The sequence below is a fragment of the Streptomyces inhibens genome (genome assembly GCF_022221585.1).
Taxonomy (GTDB): domain Bacteria; phylum Actinomycetota; class Actinomycetes; order Streptomycetales; family Streptomycetaceae; genus Streptomyces; species Streptomyces inhibens.
Window position 1 is genome coordinate 5,802,064 of sequence record NZ_CP084681.1, and the last position, 17,376, is coordinate 5,819,439.

General features: G+C 71.0%; 15 protein-coding genes. 9 read left to right on the top strand and 6 right to left on the bottom strand.

Annotated elements, in window-relative coordinates; genetic code table 11:
* Positions 1-165: 165 nt before the first annotated feature.
* The 4 genes from KI385_RS44650 to KI385_RS26520 form a co-directional block, all read right to left on the bottom strand.
* Positions 166-273: a putative leader peptide gene (locus KI385_RS44650; RefSeq protein ID WP_425356955.1), complete on the bottom strand. Its 108-nt coding sequence runs from the start codon at positions 271-273 to the stop codon at positions 166-168.
* 317 nt (positions 274-590) lie between these two features.
* Positions 591-1,292, bottom strand: coding sequence for an LmeA family phospholipid-binding protein (locus tag KI385_RS26510; RefSeq protein WP_238574672.1), 702 nt, complete (start codon positions 1,290-1,292; stop codon positions 591-593).
* A 175-nt stretch (positions 1,293-1,467) separates the two neighbouring features.
* Positions 1,468-2,733: a hypothetical protein gene (locus KI385_RS26515; protein WP_238574673.1), complete on the bottom strand. Its 1,266-nt coding sequence runs from the start codon at positions 2,731-2,733 to the stop codon at positions 1,468-1,470.
* Positions 2,734-2,743: 10 nt separating this feature from the next.
* Positions 2,744-2,989: a MoaD/ThiS family protein gene (locus tag KI385_RS26520; RefSeq protein ID WP_281066987.1), complete on the bottom strand. Its 246-nt coding sequence runs from the start codon at positions 2,987-2,989 to the stop codon at positions 2,744-2,746.
* Positions 2,990-3,201: 212 nt separating this feature from the next.
* On the opposite strand from KI385_RS26520, the gene KI385_RS26525 reads away from it, so the two are divergent.
* From KI385_RS26525 to KI385_RS26555, 7 genes are all read left to right on the top strand, one after another.
* Entirely contained in the window at positions 3,202-4,935 is a 1,734-nt protein-coding gene (locus tag KI385_RS26525; RefSeq protein WP_238574675.1) for an ABC transporter ATP-binding protein, read from the top strand.
* A 113-nt stretch (positions 4,936-5,048) separates the two neighbouring features.
* Positions 5,049-6,950 carry an ABC transporter ATP-binding protein gene (locus tag KI385_RS26530; RefSeq protein WP_238577846.1) on the top strand — a complete coding sequence of 634 codons (1,902 nt, stop codon included), beginning with the start codon at positions 5,049-5,051 and terminating at the stop codon, positions 6,948-6,950.
* An 813-nt stretch (positions 6,951-7,763) separates the two neighbouring features.
* Complete coding sequence (locus tag KI385_RS26535) at positions 7,764-8,609, top strand: response regulator transcription factor (RefSeq protein WP_238574676.1); 846 nt, start codon at positions 7,764-7,766, stop codon at positions 8,607-8,609.
* 24 nt (positions 8,610-8,633) lie between these two features.
* Positions 8,634-9,659, top strand: a complete 1,026-nt coding sequence (locus KI385_RS26540; protein WP_238574677.1) for a LacI family DNA-binding transcriptional regulator — start codon at positions 8,634-8,636, stop codon at positions 9,657-9,659.
* A gap of 115 nt (positions 9,660-9,774) precedes the next feature.
* Entirely contained in the window at positions 9,775-10,818 is a 1,044-nt protein-coding gene (locus KI385_RS26545; protein WP_238574678.1) for a S1C family serine protease, read from the top strand.
* Positions 10,819-10,993: 175 nt separating this feature from the next.
* Positions 10,994-11,731, top strand: a complete 738-nt coding sequence (locus tag KI385_RS26550) for a response regulator transcription factor (protein WP_238574679.1) — start codon at positions 10,994-10,996, stop codon at positions 11,729-11,731.
* Between the two features lie 11 nt (positions 11,732-11,742).
* Positions 11,743-13,200: a HAMP domain-containing sensor histidine kinase gene (locus KI385_RS26555; RefSeq protein ID WP_238574680.1), complete on the top strand. Its 1,458-nt coding sequence runs from the start codon at positions 11,743-11,745 to the stop codon at positions 13,198-13,200.
* A 16-nt stretch (positions 13,201-13,216) separates the two neighbouring features.
* Here the strand turns inward: KI385_RS26555 and KI385_RS26560 are convergent, their stop codons facing one another.
* Positions 13,217-14,587, bottom strand: coding sequence for an LmeA family phospholipid-binding protein (locus KI385_RS26560; protein ID WP_238574681.1), 1,371 nt, complete (start codon positions 14,585-14,587; stop codon positions 13,217-13,219).
* A gap of 240 nt (positions 14,588-14,827) precedes the next feature.
* On the opposite strand from KI385_RS26560, the gene KI385_RS26565 reads away from it, so the two are divergent.
* Complete coding sequence (locus tag KI385_RS26565; RefSeq protein WP_238574682.1) at positions 14,828-15,685, top strand: NAD(P)H-binding protein; 858 nt, start codon at positions 14,828-14,830, stop codon at positions 15,683-15,685.
* Here the strand turns inward: KI385_RS26565 and KI385_RS26570 are convergent.
* On the bottom strand, positions 15,664-16,194 hold the full coding sequence (locus tag KI385_RS26570) for a DUF3995 domain-containing protein (RefSeq protein ID WP_238574683.1): 531 nt from the start codon (positions 16,192-16,194) through the stop codon (positions 15,664-15,666). The two genes, KI385_RS26565 and KI385_RS26570, sit on opposite strands and share 22 nt — an antisense overlap.
* Positions 16,195-16,405: 211 nt before the next feature.
* Between KI385_RS26570 and KI385_RS26575 the strand changes: the two genes are divergently transcribed.
* The gene (locus KI385_RS26575) at positions 16,406-17,332 is read left to right on the top strand and encodes an aminoglycoside phosphotransferase family protein (protein WP_238574684.1); all 927 of its coding nucleotides are present in this window, start codon (positions 16,406-16,408) and stop codon (positions 17,330-17,332) included.
* Positions 17,333-17,376 lie beyond the last annotated feature (44 nt).

The following is a 17,376-nucleotide window of genomic DNA, read 5'->3' on the forward strand; positions in this document are numbered from 1 at the left end:
TTCTTCTCCTCCGGGGCAGTTGCGGGGGGCGGTTGCGGAGTTGCACGTGGGTACGCCGGGTGCGCGCCGATGACTTCCGGACGGGGGCCGGGGTGGCGCTGCGCGGCGACGCGCGGGGCACGGCCTGAGGGGGCCGGCCGGGGGAAGACGGGTGCTGAAGGCCCGTCAGGCAGGGCGACAGAGCATGGCGGCGACGCGACACAGGTCTACTGCCCGCCGCTTCGTGAGTACCGCCAGTCCCCGCGGACGGAGACGGCTCAATGCGCTCTGCATGGCACCGATCGTAGGGACGCGAAGCCGGGCATGTCACCGGCGTGTCGAATGGCGAGACGCGTTTGTCCGCGATGTGGGATGCGCTGCGGCGAAGGGCGGGCTCGGGCGGGCCGGCGGCGGCCGTACGCAGGTGGGGGGTCTGGCGTACGGACTTGGGTGTCTCAGGGATTGGACGGCGGTCGGACCGGGGGCGGCGATCGGGCCGGAGGGCGGGCCGGTGGGGCGGTGGGACGGCGGGCCGGTGGGGCGGTGGGACGGCGGGCCGGTGGGGCGGTGGGACGGCGGGCCGGTGGGGCGGCCCGCCGTGGGTGCCCGGGTCAGCCGGGGAGCTTGACGTCCTTGCCGGAGGCGGAGATCGAGATACCGTCCGCCTTCGTCACGACCTTTTCCAGCTTCAGGTTGCCGGGCAGCTGGTCCAGCTTCCAGTCGTGGTCGGTCTGGGCGCGCACCTTGGTCTCACAGCCCGGGAGGGCCCGGCACATCGCGGGGAGTCCGTCGGCGCGAAGCCGGACGGTGTTGCCGCCGACGATCGTGAGGGAGCCGGTCACGTCCAGCGAGCTGAGGACCGGGAGGTTCGGCGAGATCTTGACCTGGCTGCGGCCGTTCTTCTCGCCGCCGTAGGTGATCTTGACGTCGCCGCCTGCCGCCTTGGTGAGGTCGGCGTAGCTGATCCGGGCGGTGCCGGTGGCCGAGGCGGCGCTCTCTATGGACATGTAGTCGCTGGTCAGCGCGACATCGTGGAACTGCGCTGACAGCTGGTCCACGCGCAGCGTGCGCCCGTCGGCCTTGGCCTCGATGCCCCCGAGGTCGGCGTCGACCTCCTGGAGGTTGCGGCCGGCGACCTGGGTCAGGAACGGGAAGCCCTTGATGGAGACGTTCGGGGCCTTGTCGAGCCCCTGGCTGGCGCGGATCTTGTCGGCGGCCTTGTCCTCGACGAGATTCACGGCCACCCGGTCGGCGGCCACGAACAGCCCCCCGAGTATGACCCCGATGAACAACAGCACACGTAGTGCACGCATCGAACCACTTCCCCCACACAAGGGCCGGATCCCGGCCGATTCGTCCATGCAGGCCCCCTGCCTGCGCTCCGGGGAGCCTAGACGACGGGGTCGGGGGAACGGGAGCGGCGGCCGTCGGAAGGCGCAGGTGCGCTGTCCGGCGGCCGCCGCGTATGCCTTACGGGCCTTGGGGCGGTTATCCCAGCGCCCGTCCCAGGACGTACACCGCGGGCGCGGCCAGGGCCAGCGGCAGGGCGACGCCGGCCGTCATGTGGACGAAGCGGGACGGGTAGTCGTAGCTGGCCACCCGCAGGCCGATCAGGGCGCAGCCGCCGGCCGCCAGGCCCAGCAGCGCGCCGGACGCCCCGAGGCCGGTCAGCTGGCCGGCTCCGATGCCGGCGCCCGCGGCGGCCACCAGGGCGACGCCGATCGAGGCGGGGGAGGGCAGCGGCAGTGCACGGGCCAGCGTGGCCACCGCGACCGCGGCGGCGCCGACCACGACGGCGTGCGGGCTCGCCGCGAGGTGGCCGGCGGCGAGCACCGCCAGCGCGGTCGAGGTCAGGCCCGCGGTCAGCGCGTACATCCGCTCGTCCGCGCTGCTGCGGTTGCGCAGCTGGAGGATGAGGACGAGCAGACACCACACGCCGAGCGTGCCGATGCCCACCAGGGGCGCGCTCTCGCGGTCGGTGGCCAGCAGGGCGACATCGGTGGTCAGCCCGGCCAGGAATGCGAGCGCGATGCCCTGGCGGGCCGGCCACATGCCGTTCAGCCGGAACCAGCCGGCGGCCGTGACCGCCTGGAGCAGCGCCACCGGTACGGCGAGCACCGGGCGGGCGAGCGGCGCGGTCAGCGCGAGCAGCAGGGCGAGCACGGCGGTCAGCGCGGCCGGCTGGATACCGGGCGGAATGATCGGCGAGCGGCCCTCGGCACGGGCGCGCTGGTTGGGTGCGAGCGGCGCCCCGGAGATCGGCGTGGTGACAGCCGGCGCCGTGGGGGCCGGTGCGGGCGCGGAGGGTGCGGGCGCCGCGGGTGCGGGCCTGGCCTGCTGCGGGTGCTGGCGGGCGTAGGGCTCTTCGGCCGGCAGCGCGGACTGGTGCTGGGAGGGCAGCTGCGTGGGCTCGGGGTGCGGCGTGCCGTACCCGTCATGGCCGTACGGCTGCTGCTGGTGCTGCTGTTGGTGGTGTTGTTGGTGCCGAGGCTGCTGCTGCGGCTGCTGCTGCCCGTACGCGTCGTACCCGTACTGGTCGCGCCCGTACGGGTCGTGCCGGGGCTGCTGCTGGTGAGCGGGGTCGTACGGCTGCTGCCCGTACGGGGCGCCGTACGCCGGCTGCGGGTTGTACGGCGGATGCGCGGGCTGCTGCGCCTGCGGGGCGTAGGGATCCTGCGGTGTGTACGGATCCTGCGGGGCGTAGGGATCGCGCGGCTCGTACGGACGGTGGTTCTGCGGCTGGTTGTCGCTCATGATCCGGTGTTCACCCTCCCGCGAACGGCGGCAGGACCTCGACGGTGCCACCCTCGGCCAGCGGCACCGCCGCATGGTCACGGGTGCCGACCGGATCGCCGTCCACCAGGAATGAGCAGCGCAGCAGGACGCGCGCGAACTCGGGGTTCGCGGCATGCGCCGCGCGCGCCGCGTCGAGCGCCTCGGCGAGCGTCGCCGCCGCATAGGGCTCCTCTGCCGTGCCGGCGGCGGCTTTGGCCGCGGCCCAGTAGCGCACGGTGCCAGTAGTTGTCACGGCGGCCTCTTCGTCGTGTCGGTCGGTCGGGGGGCTGCCCGTGGTGGGCGGATGCCCCGTCGTTGCCGCCTCCATGATGGCGCACGCGGCGGCCGGTCCGGCTCCGGGCAAGTTCTGGCAAAGGGCTACCGGCCCACCTGGGCGGACCAACGAAATTCGATTGCCGAAGGCAAGTGTTCGCTTAGGCTCCTTCTGTGCTGGTCCGACTCGCGCGGGTGCATTTGCGGCCCCATAGGCGCTCCATATCCCTGATCGTGCTGCTTCAGCTGATCCAGACCCTGGCAACTCTCTATCTGCCCACCCTCAACGCCGACATCATTGACAACGGTGTCGTGAAGGGGGACACGGGCTATATCTTCCGCATCGGCGGTTTCATGATCGCCGTAACTCTGCTGCAGATCATCTGCGCGATCGGTGCCGTCTATTTCGGTGCCCGTACGGCAATGGCGCTCGGCCGGGACATTCGTGCCGCGGTTTTCGACCGGGTGCAGTCCTTCTCCGCCCGGGAAGTGGGCACATTCGGCGCGCCGTCGCTGATCACCCGCACCACCAATGACGTCCAGCAGGTCCAGATGCTGGTGTTGATGACGTTCACGATGATGGTCTCGGCGCCGATCATGTGCGTCGGCGGCGTCGTCATGGCGCTCAATCAGGATGTGCCGCTGTCGGGCCTCCTCCTGGTCATCGTCCCGGTCCTCGGGATGCTCGTCTCATTGATCGTGCGCCGGATGCGTCCGTTGTTCCGCGGGGTGCAGGAGCGCATCGACACCGTCAACCGCGTACTGCGCGAACAGATCGCGGGTATCCGCGTCATCCGCGCCTTCGTCCGCGACCGGCACGAGCGCGAGCGGTTCGCCGGGGCCAACACCGATCTGTACGACGTATCGGTGCGCGCCGGCCGGCTGATGTCGATGATGTTCCCGCTGGTCATGCTGATCGTGAACCTCTCCAGCGTGGCCGTCGTCTGGTTCGGCGGGCTGCGCATCGACAGCGGCGCCATGCAGATCGGTGCGCTGACGGCGTTCCTCAGCTACCTCATGTACATCCTGATGTCGATCATGATGGCGACGTTCATGGTGATGATGCTGCCGCGCGCGGAGGTCTGCGCCGAGCGCATCCAGGAGGTGCTGGCGACCGACTCCAGCGTCACCCCGCCGAAGAACCCCGTCACCGAGCTGCGCCGGCACGGCGAACTGGAGCTCCGCCACGTCGAGTTCCGCTTCCCGGGCGCCGAACAGCCGGTCCTCAAAGACATCTCGCTGACCGCCCGCCCCGGCGAGACCACCGCCGTCATCGGCTCGACCGGCGCCGGCAAGTCGACCCTCCTGGGGCTCGTACCGCGGCTGTTCGACGCGACCGGCGGTGCGGTCCTGGTGGACGGCGAGGATGTCCGCACCCTCGACCAGGAGACGCTGGCCAAGGCCATCGGCCTGGTCCCGCAGAAGCCGTACCTCTTCTCCGGCACCGTCGCCACCAACCTCCGCTACGGCAATCCGGACGCCACCGACGACGAGCTGTGGCACGCCCTGGAGACCGCCCAGGCGCGGGATTTCGTCGAGCGGATGGAGGGCGGCCTCGACGCCCCGATCGCGCAGGGCGGCACCAATGTCTCCGGCGGCCAGCGGCAGCGGCTGGCGATCGCGCGGGCCCTGGTGCGCCGTCCCGAGATCTACCTCTTCGACGACTCCTTCTCCGCGCTGGACTATGCGACGGACGCGGCGCTGCGGGCCGCGCTGTCCCGCGAGACGGACCGCGCGACCGTGGTGATCGTCGCGCAGCGGGTCTCCACGATCCGCGGCGCCGACCGGATCGTCGTGCTGGACGAGGGCCGGGTCGTCGGCACCGGTACCCATACCGAGCTGATGGCCGACAACGAGACCTACCGGGAGATCGTGCTCTCCCAGCTCACCGAGCAGGAGGCGGCGTGACCACCGCGGACAAGGGGGCGGCCGACCGGGCCGAAGCCCCGGCGGCCACCGAGGAGACTCCCCAGGCGGCACCCAGAAGGGGCCCGGCCCCGGCGGTGGGGCCGGCCCGGATGATGGGCGGCCAGCCCACCGAGAAGTCGATGGACTTCAAGGGCTCCGGCAAGCGGCTGCTGGCCCAGATGAAGCCCGAGCGCGGCATCATGTCCGGCGCGCTGGCGCTGGGTGTACTGAGCGTGGCGCTGACGGTGGTGGGCCCCAAGGTCCTCGGCCATGCCACCGACCTGATCATGTCCGGCATCATCGGCCGCCGGCTGCCCGACGGGCTCACCAAGGCCCAGGCCGCGGACCGGCTGCGCGCACACGGCCAGGGCGGGCTGGCCGACATGGTCGGCGCGATGCCGGTCGTGCCCGGCCACGGCATCGACTTCGGGGCGGTGGGCGTCGTCCTGCTCTGGGTCGCCCTGATCTACGCCGGCGCCTCCCTCTTCGGCTTCGTCCAGGCCCGGATCGCCACCCGCGTCGTCCAGCGCGCCGTCTTCCGGATGCGCGAACAGGTCGAGGAGAAGCTCGCCCGGCTGCCGCTCAGCTACTTCGACAAGCAGCAGCGCGGTGAGGTGCTCTCCCGGGCGACCAACGACATCGACAACATCCAGCAGACACTGCAGCAGACCCTCAGCCAGATCGTGGCCTCGCTGCTGACCATCGTCGGCGTGCTCGCCATGATGTTCTGGATCTCCTGGCTGCTGGCCCTGGTCGCGCTGATCACGGTCCCGGTCTCGATCGTCGTCGCCACGAAGGTCGGCAAGCGCGCCCAGCCGCAGTTCGTCCAGCAGTGGAAGACCACCGGCAAGCTCAATGCGCATATCGAGGAGATGTACACCGGCCACAGCCTGGTGAAGGTCTTCGGCCGCCAGAAGGAGTCCGCCGAGCTGTTCCGCGAGCAGAACGAGGCCCTCTACGCCGCCGGTTTCAAGGCCCAGTTCATCTCCGGGATCATCCAGCCCGCGATGATGTTCATCGGCAATCTGAACTACGTCCTGGTGGCCGTCGTCGGCGGCCTGCGCGTGGCCTCCGGAGCCCTGTCCATCGGCGATGTGCAGGCCTTCATCCAGTACTCCCGGCAGTTCAGCCAGCCGCTCACCCAGGTCGCCTCGATGGCCAACCTCGTCCAGTCCGGTGTCGCCTCCGCCGAGCGGGTCTTCGAACTCCTCGACGCCAAGGAGCAGGACCCGGACTCCGAGCACCCGGCCAGGCCCGAACATGTCGCGGGCCGGGTCGAGTTCGAGGCCGTCTCCTTCCGTTACGCACAGGACAAGCCGCTCATCGAGGATCTGTCGCTGGCCGTCCGCCCCGGCCAGACGGTCGCGATCGTCGGCCCGACCGGCGCCGGCAAGACCACTCTGGTCAACTTGCTGATGCGCTTCTACGAGGTGCGCGGCGGCCGGATCACCCTCGACGGCATCGATATCGCCGACATGTCGCGCGAGGAGCTCCGCTCCCACATCGGCATGGTCCTCCAGGACACCTGGCTCTTCGGTGGCACGATCGCCGAGAACATCGCGTACGGCGCCCCGGCGGGCACCTCCATGGACAAGATCGTGGAGGCGGCGAAGGCCACCCACGTCGACCGCTTCGTCCGCACCCTGCCGGACGGCTACGACACGGTGATCGACGAGGAGGGCGGCAATGTCTCGGTCGGCGAGAAGCAGCTGATCACCATCGCCCGGGCCTTCCTGGCCGAACCCGCGATCCTGGTCCTCGACGAGGCCACCAGCTCGGTCGACACCCGCACCGAGGTCCTCATCCAGCACGCGATGGCCCAGCTCCGCACCGGCCGCACCAGCTTCGTCATCGCCCACCGCCTCTCCACCATCCGCGACGCCGACGTCATCCTGGTCATGGAGAACGGCGCCATCGTCGAACAGGGTTCCCACGACGCCCTGTTGGCGGCGAACGGTGCCTACGCCCGCCTGTACGCGGCCCAGTTCGCCGAGGCGGTGGCGGAGACGGAGTAGCCCTTCCCGCCGCGGCGCGTCGTTACAGGCCGCGCGGGGGCGCTGACCGGGACGACTGTGTCGGCGTGCGCACCCGTGCGCTCCCCGTGCGCTCCCTGGCCGTAAAGCGCCGCCCCTGGCCGTAAAGCGCCGCATGCCGCAGGACGACCGAGCCGCCCATGGAGAGCGGTGCCCCAGGGAGCGGGTCGGCGGACCACGGCGGCCGGGTCCTCGACCCGCGCTCGCCGACCATGGAGCGCCCGCCGGATCCGCCCTGGCCACGAATGGAGGACGTGATCACGTCCGCATGCTGGGAAAATGCGGCAGCGGCGCGACGAGGTGCGATGGGGGTACCCCCTGCTCCTTAAGAGCTTGGGGGAGTTCCGGCGCGCCGGTGAAGCCGTGCGCGAGGACGATGAGGGGAGCCTCGGCCAAGGGCGCGTAAGTGGCTTCAAATGGGGCCTTGCGGGGGGTGTGGGCGGCCTCGGTCCGGACCCCGTCGGCCGTCAACAGAGACACGCGATGACCACTCGAAGTGATCGACGGAACACAACAAGGTGCAAAATCGGCCTCGGGTCCGGAAGCCAGGTGAGCTATTCTGCTGGACAAGAAGGATCCGGGCAGCGTTGCCCCCGGGTCCTTTTGTGCTTTCAGCCACGCGATGCGCGGCTGCGAGGACCGTACGAAGCAGTGCCGCAGACTCCCCCGGCCAGGGCCGGGAGGTGCCCCCGTCGCAGGGACCGAGGAGGAACCAGACGTCATGGGCGAGCGAAGCAGGCAGGACCGTGAGCAGCCGAGGCTGGACCACGCCGGAAACCGGGTAGGTGATCGGAAGTGAGTTCGCTCCTGCTGCTGACCAACGCACTCCAGCCGTCGACGGAGGTGCTCCCGGCGCTGGGCCTGCTGCTGCACAGCGTGCGGGTGGCCCCCGCCGAGGGCCCGGCGCTCATCGACACCCCGGGGGCCGACGTCATACTGATCGACGGCCGCCGTGACCTTCCGCACGTACGGTCGCTGTGCCAGCTGCTGCGGTCCACCGGGCCGGGCTGCCCGCTGGTCCTGGTCGTCACCGAGGGCGGGCTCGCCGCCGTCACCGCCGACTGGGGCATCGACGACGTCATGCTGGACACCGCGGGCCCCGCCGAGGTCGAGGCGCGGCTGCGGCTGGCGATGGGCCGCCAGCAGATCACCACCGACGACGGCCCCATGGAGATCCGTAACGGTGATCTCTCCGTGGACGAGGCGACCTACAGCGCGAAGCTGAAGGGCCGGGTCCTGGACCTGACCTTCAAGGAGTTCGAGCTGCTGAAGTATCTGGCGCAGCACCCGGGCCGGGTCTTCACCCGCGCCCAGCTCCTTCAGGAGGTGTGGGGCTACGACTACTTCGGCGGTACCCGGACGGTCGATGTGCACGTCCGGCGGCTGCGCGCCAAGCTCGGCCCCGAGCACGAGTCGCTGATCGGCACGGTCCGTAACGTCGGCTACCGCTTTGTGACGCCGGAGAAGGCGGAGCGGGCGTCGGACGCCAAGGCCAAGGCCACCGAGGACGCCGCAAAGGCGGCGAATTCCTCCCGTGGCGGTCAGCCGGCGCCGGGGCGCGCACCGGAGAGCGGCGACGGCTCCGCGAAGGCGGTCGCCACGAGTGCGGACTCCTCGGACGTACGGCCTGCCCACCGGTAGGACCACCCGCGTAGACTGCCGCGCGTGGCCAAGGTGACGCGGGATGATGTGGCAAGACTGGCGGGTACATCCACCGCCGTTGTCAGTTACGTCATCAACAACGGACCCCGGCCGGTTGCCCCGGCCACGCGCGAGCGGGTGCTCGCCGCCATCAAGGAGCTCGGCTACCGGCCGGACCGCGTCGCGCAGGCGATGGCGTCCCGCCGTACCGACCTCATAGGCCTGATCGTGCCGGACACCCGGCAGCCGTTCTTCGCGGAGATGGCGCACGCGGTGGAACAGGCTGCCGCCGAGCGCGGGAAGATGGTGCTGGTCGGCAATGCCAACTACCTGGACGAGCGCGAGGTGCACTATCTGCGCGCGTTCCTCGGGATGCGGGTCTCCGGCCTGATCCTGATCAGCCAGGGGCCCAGCGAGCATGCCGCCGCCGAGATCGACGCCTGGGACGCCCGGGTGGTGCTGCTGCACCGCCGGCCGGACGCCATCGACGATGTCGCGGTGATGACGGACGACATCTGGGGCGCGCAGCTGGCCACCCGGCATCTGCTGGAGCACGGCCACCCCTACGTCGCCTTCCTCGGCGGTACGGAGGAGACCCCGAAGTCCGGCGACCCGGTCACCGACCACGTCGAGGGCTGGCGGCGGGCCATGCTGGAGTCCGGGAAGCCGGTGGACGGGCGCTACTTCGAGGCGCCCTACAACCGCTACGACGCCTATCAGGTCGCGCTGAAGCTGCTGGCCGGGCCGGATCGGCCGCCGGCCATCATGTGCGCGACCGACGACCAGGCGATCGGTGTGCTGAGGGCCGCCCGTGAGCTGCGGATCGATGTGCCGGGCGAGCTGGCCGTCGCCGGCTTCGACGATGTGAAGGAAGCCGGGCTCACCGACCCGCCGCTGACGACCGTCGCCTCGGACCGCCAGGCGATGGCGCGGGCCGCGGTCGATCTGGTGCTGGACGACGGCCTGCGGGTGGTCGGCTCCCGACGGGAGCGGCTGCGGCAGTTCCCGTCGCGGCTGGTGGTGCGGCGGTCGTGCGGGTGCGGCGGCTGAGGTGACCCGGGCCGGCTGCTGAGCCGGGCGTCTTTATACCGGGCATACCCACTTCTGTTGGGTCTCTCAGGGCGTTCTCAGGCGGTTCTCATGGACCGGCCGCAGAGTGATCTCCATGACCGAGAGCTACCGCCGAAGCGGCGATGAGGTGCCTGAGATGCCACAGGACCGTCCGTATGCCTACGGCAGCGCGTACGGCCACGACACCACCCGGCAGGCGTACCCGCCGCCGCCCCCGTACGCGCCCGAGCCGCGGCGCCGGGCCCGTCGGCCGGTCGCGCTGATCGCGGCGGTGGCGCTCGTCTCCGGTCTCATCGGCGGCGGCAGCGCGGCGCTGATCGCCGGCGCCACCGACCGGTCCACCCAGAACACCGCCTCCACACCGCTCGTCAATGCGGGTAAGAGCAGCGGCAGCGGTGTCTCGGGGGTGGCCAAGGCGGTCAGCCCGGCGATCGTGGAGATCAAGGCGCGCACCACCGGCGGCCAGTCCACCGGGTCCGGCGTGGTCATCACCGGCAGCGGCGAGATCATCACCAACAATCACGTGGTGTCCGGGGCGACCACGGTGACCGTCACCTTCAGCGACGGCAGCCGGAAGACGGCCGAGGTCATGGGCACCGACCCCGACAAGGACCTGGCGCTGATCAAGGTCCGCGGCGCCAAGGGCCTGACCGCGGCCTCGCTCGGTGACTCCGACAAGATCGCGGTCGGCGACCAGGTGGTGGCGATCGGCTCGCCCGAGGGCCTCACCGGGTCCGTGACCAGCGGAATCGTCTCCGCCCTCAACCGGGATGTGACCGTCCCCAAGGAGGAGGGCCAGGGGCAGGGCCGGGGCCGGCAGGGCAACCCGGACGACGGCGGTGGCTGGCCGTTCGAGTTCGGCGGCAACCAGTACAACGGCGACACCGGCTCGTCGAAGACCTCGTACAAGGCCATCCAGACCGACGCCTCGCTCAACCCGGGCAACTCCGGTGGCGCCCTGATCAATATGCAGGGACAGATCATCGGCATCAACTCCGCGATGTACTCCCCGAGTTCGGCATCGAGCAGCACGGCGGGCAGCGTCGGTCTCGGCTTCGCCATCCCGATCAACACCGTCAAGGCCGATCTCGACGCGCTGCGCGACGGCGGGAGCGGTGGCAGCAACAGCGGCGTCTGACCCACCACCCGTCCCCCCGGCACGAGACTCCGCCGGACTTCGTCCGGGGGGACCCCATCGCGTCACCCCTCTCGGATTGCCCGCCGCCGTGCAAGGCTGAAGACCGGCCGTTCGTTCCTCCCCCATGCCTTAACGGCATGGGAGGTACCCCCATCCACCCGAGGTAGCCACGCACATGAGCCCCGCCGAGCACGGTGATCAGCCCGCGCGCATCCTGATCGTCGACGACGAACCCGCGGTCCGCGAGGCCCTACAGCGTTCGCTGGCCTTCGAGGGGTACGGGACCGAGCAGGCGGTCGACGGTCTGGACGCGGTCGAGAAGGTCGCGAGCTACGACCCCGAACTGATCGTGCTGGACGTCCTGATGCCCCGCATGGACGGGCTGACCGCCGCCCGCCGGCTGCGGGCGAGCGGGGTGACCGTGCCGATCCTGATGCTGACCGCCCGTGACACCGTCGGCGACCGCGTCACCGGGCTGGACGCCGGCGCCGACGACTATCTGGTCAAGCCCTTCGAGCTCGACGAGCTGCTGGCCCGGATCCGCGCGCTGCTGCGCCGCAGCTCGTACGCCGCGGCGGCCGGCGCGCAGCCCGAGGAGGGCGAGACGCTGAGCTTCGCCGACCTGCGGATGGACCTGTCGACCCGCGAGGTGACCCGGGGCGGCCGGCGGGTCGAGCTGACCCGCACCGAATTCACGCTGCTGGAGATGTTCCTCGCGCATCCGCGGCAGGTCCTCACCCGTGAGCAGATCCTGAAGGCCGTATGGGGCTTCGACTTCGAGCCCACCTCCAACTCCCTTGATGTGTACGTGATGTATCTGCGCCGCAAGACGGAAGCGGGCGGCGAGCCGCGGCTGGTGCACACCATGCGGGGGGTCGGGTACGTCCTGCGGGCGGACGGCGGCGCGGAATGAGCGGAAACGGGATGTCCGGGGGCAACGGAACCGTGCTCGCCGCGCGCCTCGCGCGGCTGCCGCTGCGCTCGCGGCTGACCCTGCTGACCGCGGCCGCGGTGGCGGTGGCGGTGGCGGTCTCTGCGCTGGCCTGCTGGCTGCTCACCCGGGCCCAGCTGCGCGACGAGGTGGACAACTCGCTGCGGAACGTCAGCGTCCCGCCGGAGTATCTGCAGGTGACCTACGCCAACTGCCGGCCCACCGACCCGACCGAGAACAAGAACGCCCCGCCCTCGTACTACAACGTCCAGATCGTCCAGGTCGACGGCTCGCGCTGTGTGGGGCCCAACTCCCGGCCCGTACAGGTACAGGGCTTGGATCTCGGGGTGGCGCGGGGCGTGCAGCGGGACACCCTGCATGACGCGCTCACCGTGGAGGGCGCGGACGTCCGGGTGCTGACCAAGCACATCGGCGTGCAGGGCGTGCAGTTCGCGGTGTCCGTCTCGCGCCCGCTGGCCGAGGTCAACAGCGCGCTGAACACCCTTGCGGTGCTGCTGGCGGCGGTCGCCGGACTGGGTGTGGTCGGCGCCGGCACGGCAGGACTGGTCATCGCGCGCTCCGGTCTCAAGCCGGTGGACCGGCTGACCGACGCCGTCGAGCACGTCGCCCGCACCCAGGACCTGGCCATCCGCATCCCGGCCGACGGCGAGGACGAGATCGCCCGGCTCTCCCGCTCCTTCAACTCCATGACCGCGGCGCTGGCCGCCTCCCGCGATCTGCAGCAGCAGCTGATCGCGGATGCCGGCCATGAGCTGCGTACGCCGCTGACGTCGCTGCGTACCAACATCGATCTGCTGGTGCGCAGCGAGCAGTCCGGGCGCCCGATCCCGGCCGAGGACAGGACGGCGCTGCTGGCGTCGGTGAAGGCGCAGATGGGGGAGCTGGCGGCGCTGATCGGCGACCTCCAGGAGCTGTCCCGGACCCCGGAGCCCGGGCAGAGCGCCGTCGAGGTCGTGGCGCTGCACGACATAGTCGGCTCGGCGCTGGAGCGGGCCCGGCTGCGCGGCCCGTCGCTGACCATCACCGCGGACCTCGACCCCTGGTACGTACGGGCCGAGCCGTCCGCGCTGGAGCGGGCGGTGGTGAACCTGCTGGACAACGCGGTGAAGTTCAGCCCGGCCGGCGGCACCGTCGAGGTCCGGCTGACGGGCGGCGAGCTGACCGTGCGCGATCACGGCCCCGGCATTCCGCAGGACGAACTGCCCCATGTCTTCGAGCGGTTCTGGCGCTCGCCGTCCGCGCGCAGCCTGCCGGGCAGCGGCCTGGGGCTGTCGATCGTGGCGCGTACGGCGGAGCAGGCGGGCGGCGCGGTACGGCTGCGGTCCGCGGACCTCGGCGGCACGGAGGCGGTACTGACCCTGCCGGGCGCGGCGACGCCTCCGCCGCAGCTGCCGGGTGAGCCGCCGCGGCCGACGGAGGACGGGAGCTGACGGGCGGGGACGTCCCCTACTTCGCCGCGTCCCCGAACGGCAGATCCGACCCCGACAGCTCGGCCCGGATGCCGTCCTGCTCGACGGAGATATTGCGCAGCCGGATGTTGCCGGGCGTCTTGGGGAGCTGGAAGGAGAGCGACAGCCGGTCCGCGAGCTCCGGCTTGGTCAGCCCGGAGAGCGTGCCGAGGATCTTCGGGTCGATGCCGACCTTCTCCAGCAGCCAGGGGTGGTCCGTCACCGCATCGACGAGATTGACCTGCATCAGCTGCTCGATGAAGCGCGGCGACCCGGTCAGCTCGTGCAGCTTCTCCTCGCTGCGCAGCGCCTCCTCGATGTACGGCCGGGGGATGCCGATCCGCTGTGCGATCGCCGGGATGCTCAGCATCGCCTTGACCTTGGCGGCCTGCCGGCTGAGCTCGGCGGCGGTCTTGCGGGTCAGCCGCAGGCCCTCTTCCTTGCCGGTGCCGGGCCGGTAGACGGCAATATCGCCGATGTCCAGCCGCATCCGGCTGATGTCGGTGGAGATGCCGCGCTCGCCGGCCCGCTGGATGCGCGCCTCCGCGCGTACCCGCAATTCATGTCCGGCGATGGGCAGTTGGCCGACCGCGCGGACCGCGTTGGGGCCCATTTCGCTGAATTTCACCTGTGAGGCGCCGAGTTCGCGATTCATGTCGTCGAAGGCGAGCAGCACGGTGCCGTGCACCGTGCCGATCGTGGCGCCCTTGATGGAGCTGGGCAGATCGCCGTCGATGCGTACGTCGTTCGCGGTGGCCTCGAATTTCGCCAGCGAAACGCGGTCGGCGGCCAGGTCGGGAATGGTGACCTTCACCTGGTCGACGCGCTTGTCCAAGACCTGGGTGAGGAACGGGAATCCCCGGATGTCGACCTCCGGAGTGGCGGTCAGATGCAGGGAATCCTTGAGCTTTTCCGCGGCCTTGTTCTGCGCGTACAGCACCGCGAACCGGTCGAAGAGGGCCAGGAACGCGGTGCAGACGAGGACCGCGACCAGCAGTTTCAGGGTGCGCGGGACGGCGGCGAAGCGGCTGACGCCGCGCTTTCTGCGCCGGTGGTTCGGCGGTGTCCACGCCTCGTCCTCGTCGTCCGGGCGCAGTCCGAGGCCCAGCGGGTCGTCGCTGCCGTCGCGCTCGTTGAGGTAGCTGCGGCGGCGGGTGGCGCCGAATTCGTCGAACGCGCCGTGTTCCGGCTCGGGTTCGAGCTCCGGCTCGGGGTCGGCGAGGGCTGCCAGATCGGCGTACGGATTGACCGTCGGAAGGTCTCTGGTGTCGCCGCGGGAGTCGTCCTGGGCGCCCGGTACGGGGGAATGGGGGTGGTACTGAGCGGCGGGCGAGGGCGAGGGTGAAGATATGCGGGTGGGGGGTCGCATCCGAACATTCCACCATGAGCAGGACCCTTGAACGCAAGTTGAGCCGGTGGTAAGTGAGATACGCGATGCTCGCGCCGCCGGTCTTGGCGAAAAATTGCCTCGCTTATGGGGCGAACTGAACTACCGTCACACCTCTTGGTGACCTGGACGGGTGGCATACGCCTTGTCCTGTCCGTCATTCCTTGTCCGTCTTATGCGTACGACGACCGGAGGACGGTCGTCTTCTTCGAGGGGGCCTTCATGATCGTGGTAACCGGAGCAACCGGCAATATCGGCCGCAGTCTTGTCGGGCGGCTTCTCGCGGAGGGCGCCGCGGTACGCGCGCTGACCCGCGATCCGGCGCGCGCCGGTCTGCCGGCCGAGGCCGAGGTGGTCCGCGCCGACCTCACCGGCGCGGACGACCTCGCACCGCTGCTGGCCGGCGCGGAGGCGCTGTTCCTCAATCTCGCGGCCGGCGGTGACCGGGCCGCGACGGCGGTGCTCGACGCCGCCGTCAAGGCCGGTGTCCGACGGGTCGTCCTCAACTCCTCGATGGCGGTGACCGATACGCCGGCCGACGACACCAACCACATCGCCCGGATGCACGCCGGTCTGGAGCGCGCGGTGCGCGACTCCGGCCTGGAGTGGACCTTTGTCCGCGGCGGCAACTACTCCACCAACACGCTCGCCTGGGCCCCGTCGATCCGCGAGTCCGGTGTGGTCCGCGATGCGCACCCGGGCGCCCAGGGCGCCCCCGTCCACGAGGCCGACCTCGCGGATGTCGCCGCCGTCGCCCTGTTGGACCGCAGTGGCGCGCACCAGGGCCAGGCCTATCTGGTCACCGGCCCGGAGGTGGTGACCATCGCCGAGCAGGTCGCCGAGATCGGCCGGGCGATCGGGCGCGAGACCCGGGTCGAGCGGATCTCCGAGGAGGAGGCGGCCGAGGCGATGTCCGGGCCGCACTTCCCCAAGGAGGCAGCGCTGGAACTCGTCAAGCGGTTCGGGGAGATGGTCGACGCACCGTCGTTCCCCGTCTCGGACGTCGTCGAGCGGGTCACCGGCCACCCGGGCCGGACGTTCGCCCAGTGGGCGCGGGATCACGCCGCCGACTTCTCCTGAACGGGCCGGCCGCCGGTACCCCCGGCGGCCCGCAGGCCCCGCTGGTGCAGCACGACCAGCGGCAGCATCACCATCGCTCCCACGAAGAAGTACGTATTGATCGCCATCCCCGTCCAGAAGTCCCCGGACGAGAGATCGGCCGGCCGGTCCGCCAGCCCGAGCAGGCCGTAGGGGGTGAGCCCGGTGGCCGTCGTGAGGTTCTCGACGAGGCCCGGCACACCCCGTACGACCAGCAGGACCGCCCCGAACCACAGCGGCAGCCGCACCAGCGGTGCCGGGAGCCGGCGGCCCCAGGGCCGTACCGTTGCCAGCGCCAGGACCGCGCCGGCCGCCGACATCCCCGTGATCAGCCCGTCGTAGGCGAGGAACCCCCACACGGGTACGTCGTCGGCATCGCCCCTCACCGACCGGTGGTCGATGCCCATCCACAGATGCCAGACGAACGACGCCGTCAGCCAACCGAAGGCCGCGTACGCCCAGAACCTCGTCCGCCGCCGAAGAGCCCGCACCGGGGCCGCCTCCCGTGTCGCGGCCGTATTACGCACACAAGTCATACCCGGCACGCTAGGAACCCCGCCGGCCCCGGGCGTCCTCCTTGGGGCGCGACCCCTTCCCCCGCACGGCGGACCCCCAACTCCCCCTACGGCCTTGCCCGATGCCCTGCCGCACCCCGCCGAAAATCCTTTGCCCTCGCCCGCCGCCCCGCTTTACCGTCCGCGCATGCTGCCTCGCGTGGACACGGACGACGAGTGGGACGCGACCGTCCCCGACGAAGCGGTGATGCGGCCGGGCGCCGCCGCGCTCTGCGACCGGCTCGGGCTCCGTGCCGCCCCGCTCACCCGCTACCCCACCGGCTCCCAGCCCGTCTACGCCGTCGGGGACCGCTACGCCCTCAAGCTCTTCCCGGCGGCCGCGGCCGACGACGGCATCGCCGAGGCCCGGGTCCTCACCCACCTCCAGGGCCGGCTCCCCGTCCCCACCCCCTACGTCCACGACGCCGGGGAGTATGTGAACGGCTGGCGCTACGTCCTGATGTCCCGGCTGCGCGGCACCGATCTGGCCGTCATCTGGCCCCGCATCCCCCGCGCCGACCAGGACCGGATCGCCACCGAGGCCGGCGAGACCCTGGCCGCTCTGCACGCCCTCGATCCGGCGCCGCTCGCCGATGTCCTCGGGCCCGGCGACTGGGGCGCCTTCCTCGACCGGCAGCGCGCCGCGGCGGTCGACCAGCAGCGCGCCCACCACCTCCCGGAACCCTGGCTGGAACAGATCCCCGGCTTCCTCGACTCCGTGCCGCTGCCCGCCCAGCCTGCCGGCGCCCTGCTCCACACCGAGTTCATGCGCCGGCATCTGACCGTCGACGAACACGACGACTGGCGGCTGACCGGCCTTCTCGACTTCGAACCCGCCATGATCGGCCATCGCGCCTACGACTTCGTCGCGGCCGGCCTCTTCGTCTCCCGCGCCGACCCCCGTCTGCTCTCCCGGATCTTCCGCGCCTACGGCGAAACCTTCGCCCCCCGCGAACTCCTCGCCCTGACCCTCCTGCACGTCTACAGCAACCTGCCCTGGTACCTCCGCGAACTCCCCGCCCCGCCCGAGCCGACCTTGGACTCCCTCGCGGAGACCTGGTTCGGGGCGGGGTGAGGGGAGGAGAGGGGCGGGGCTTCCTCTCGTGGTGGCCGGGCGGA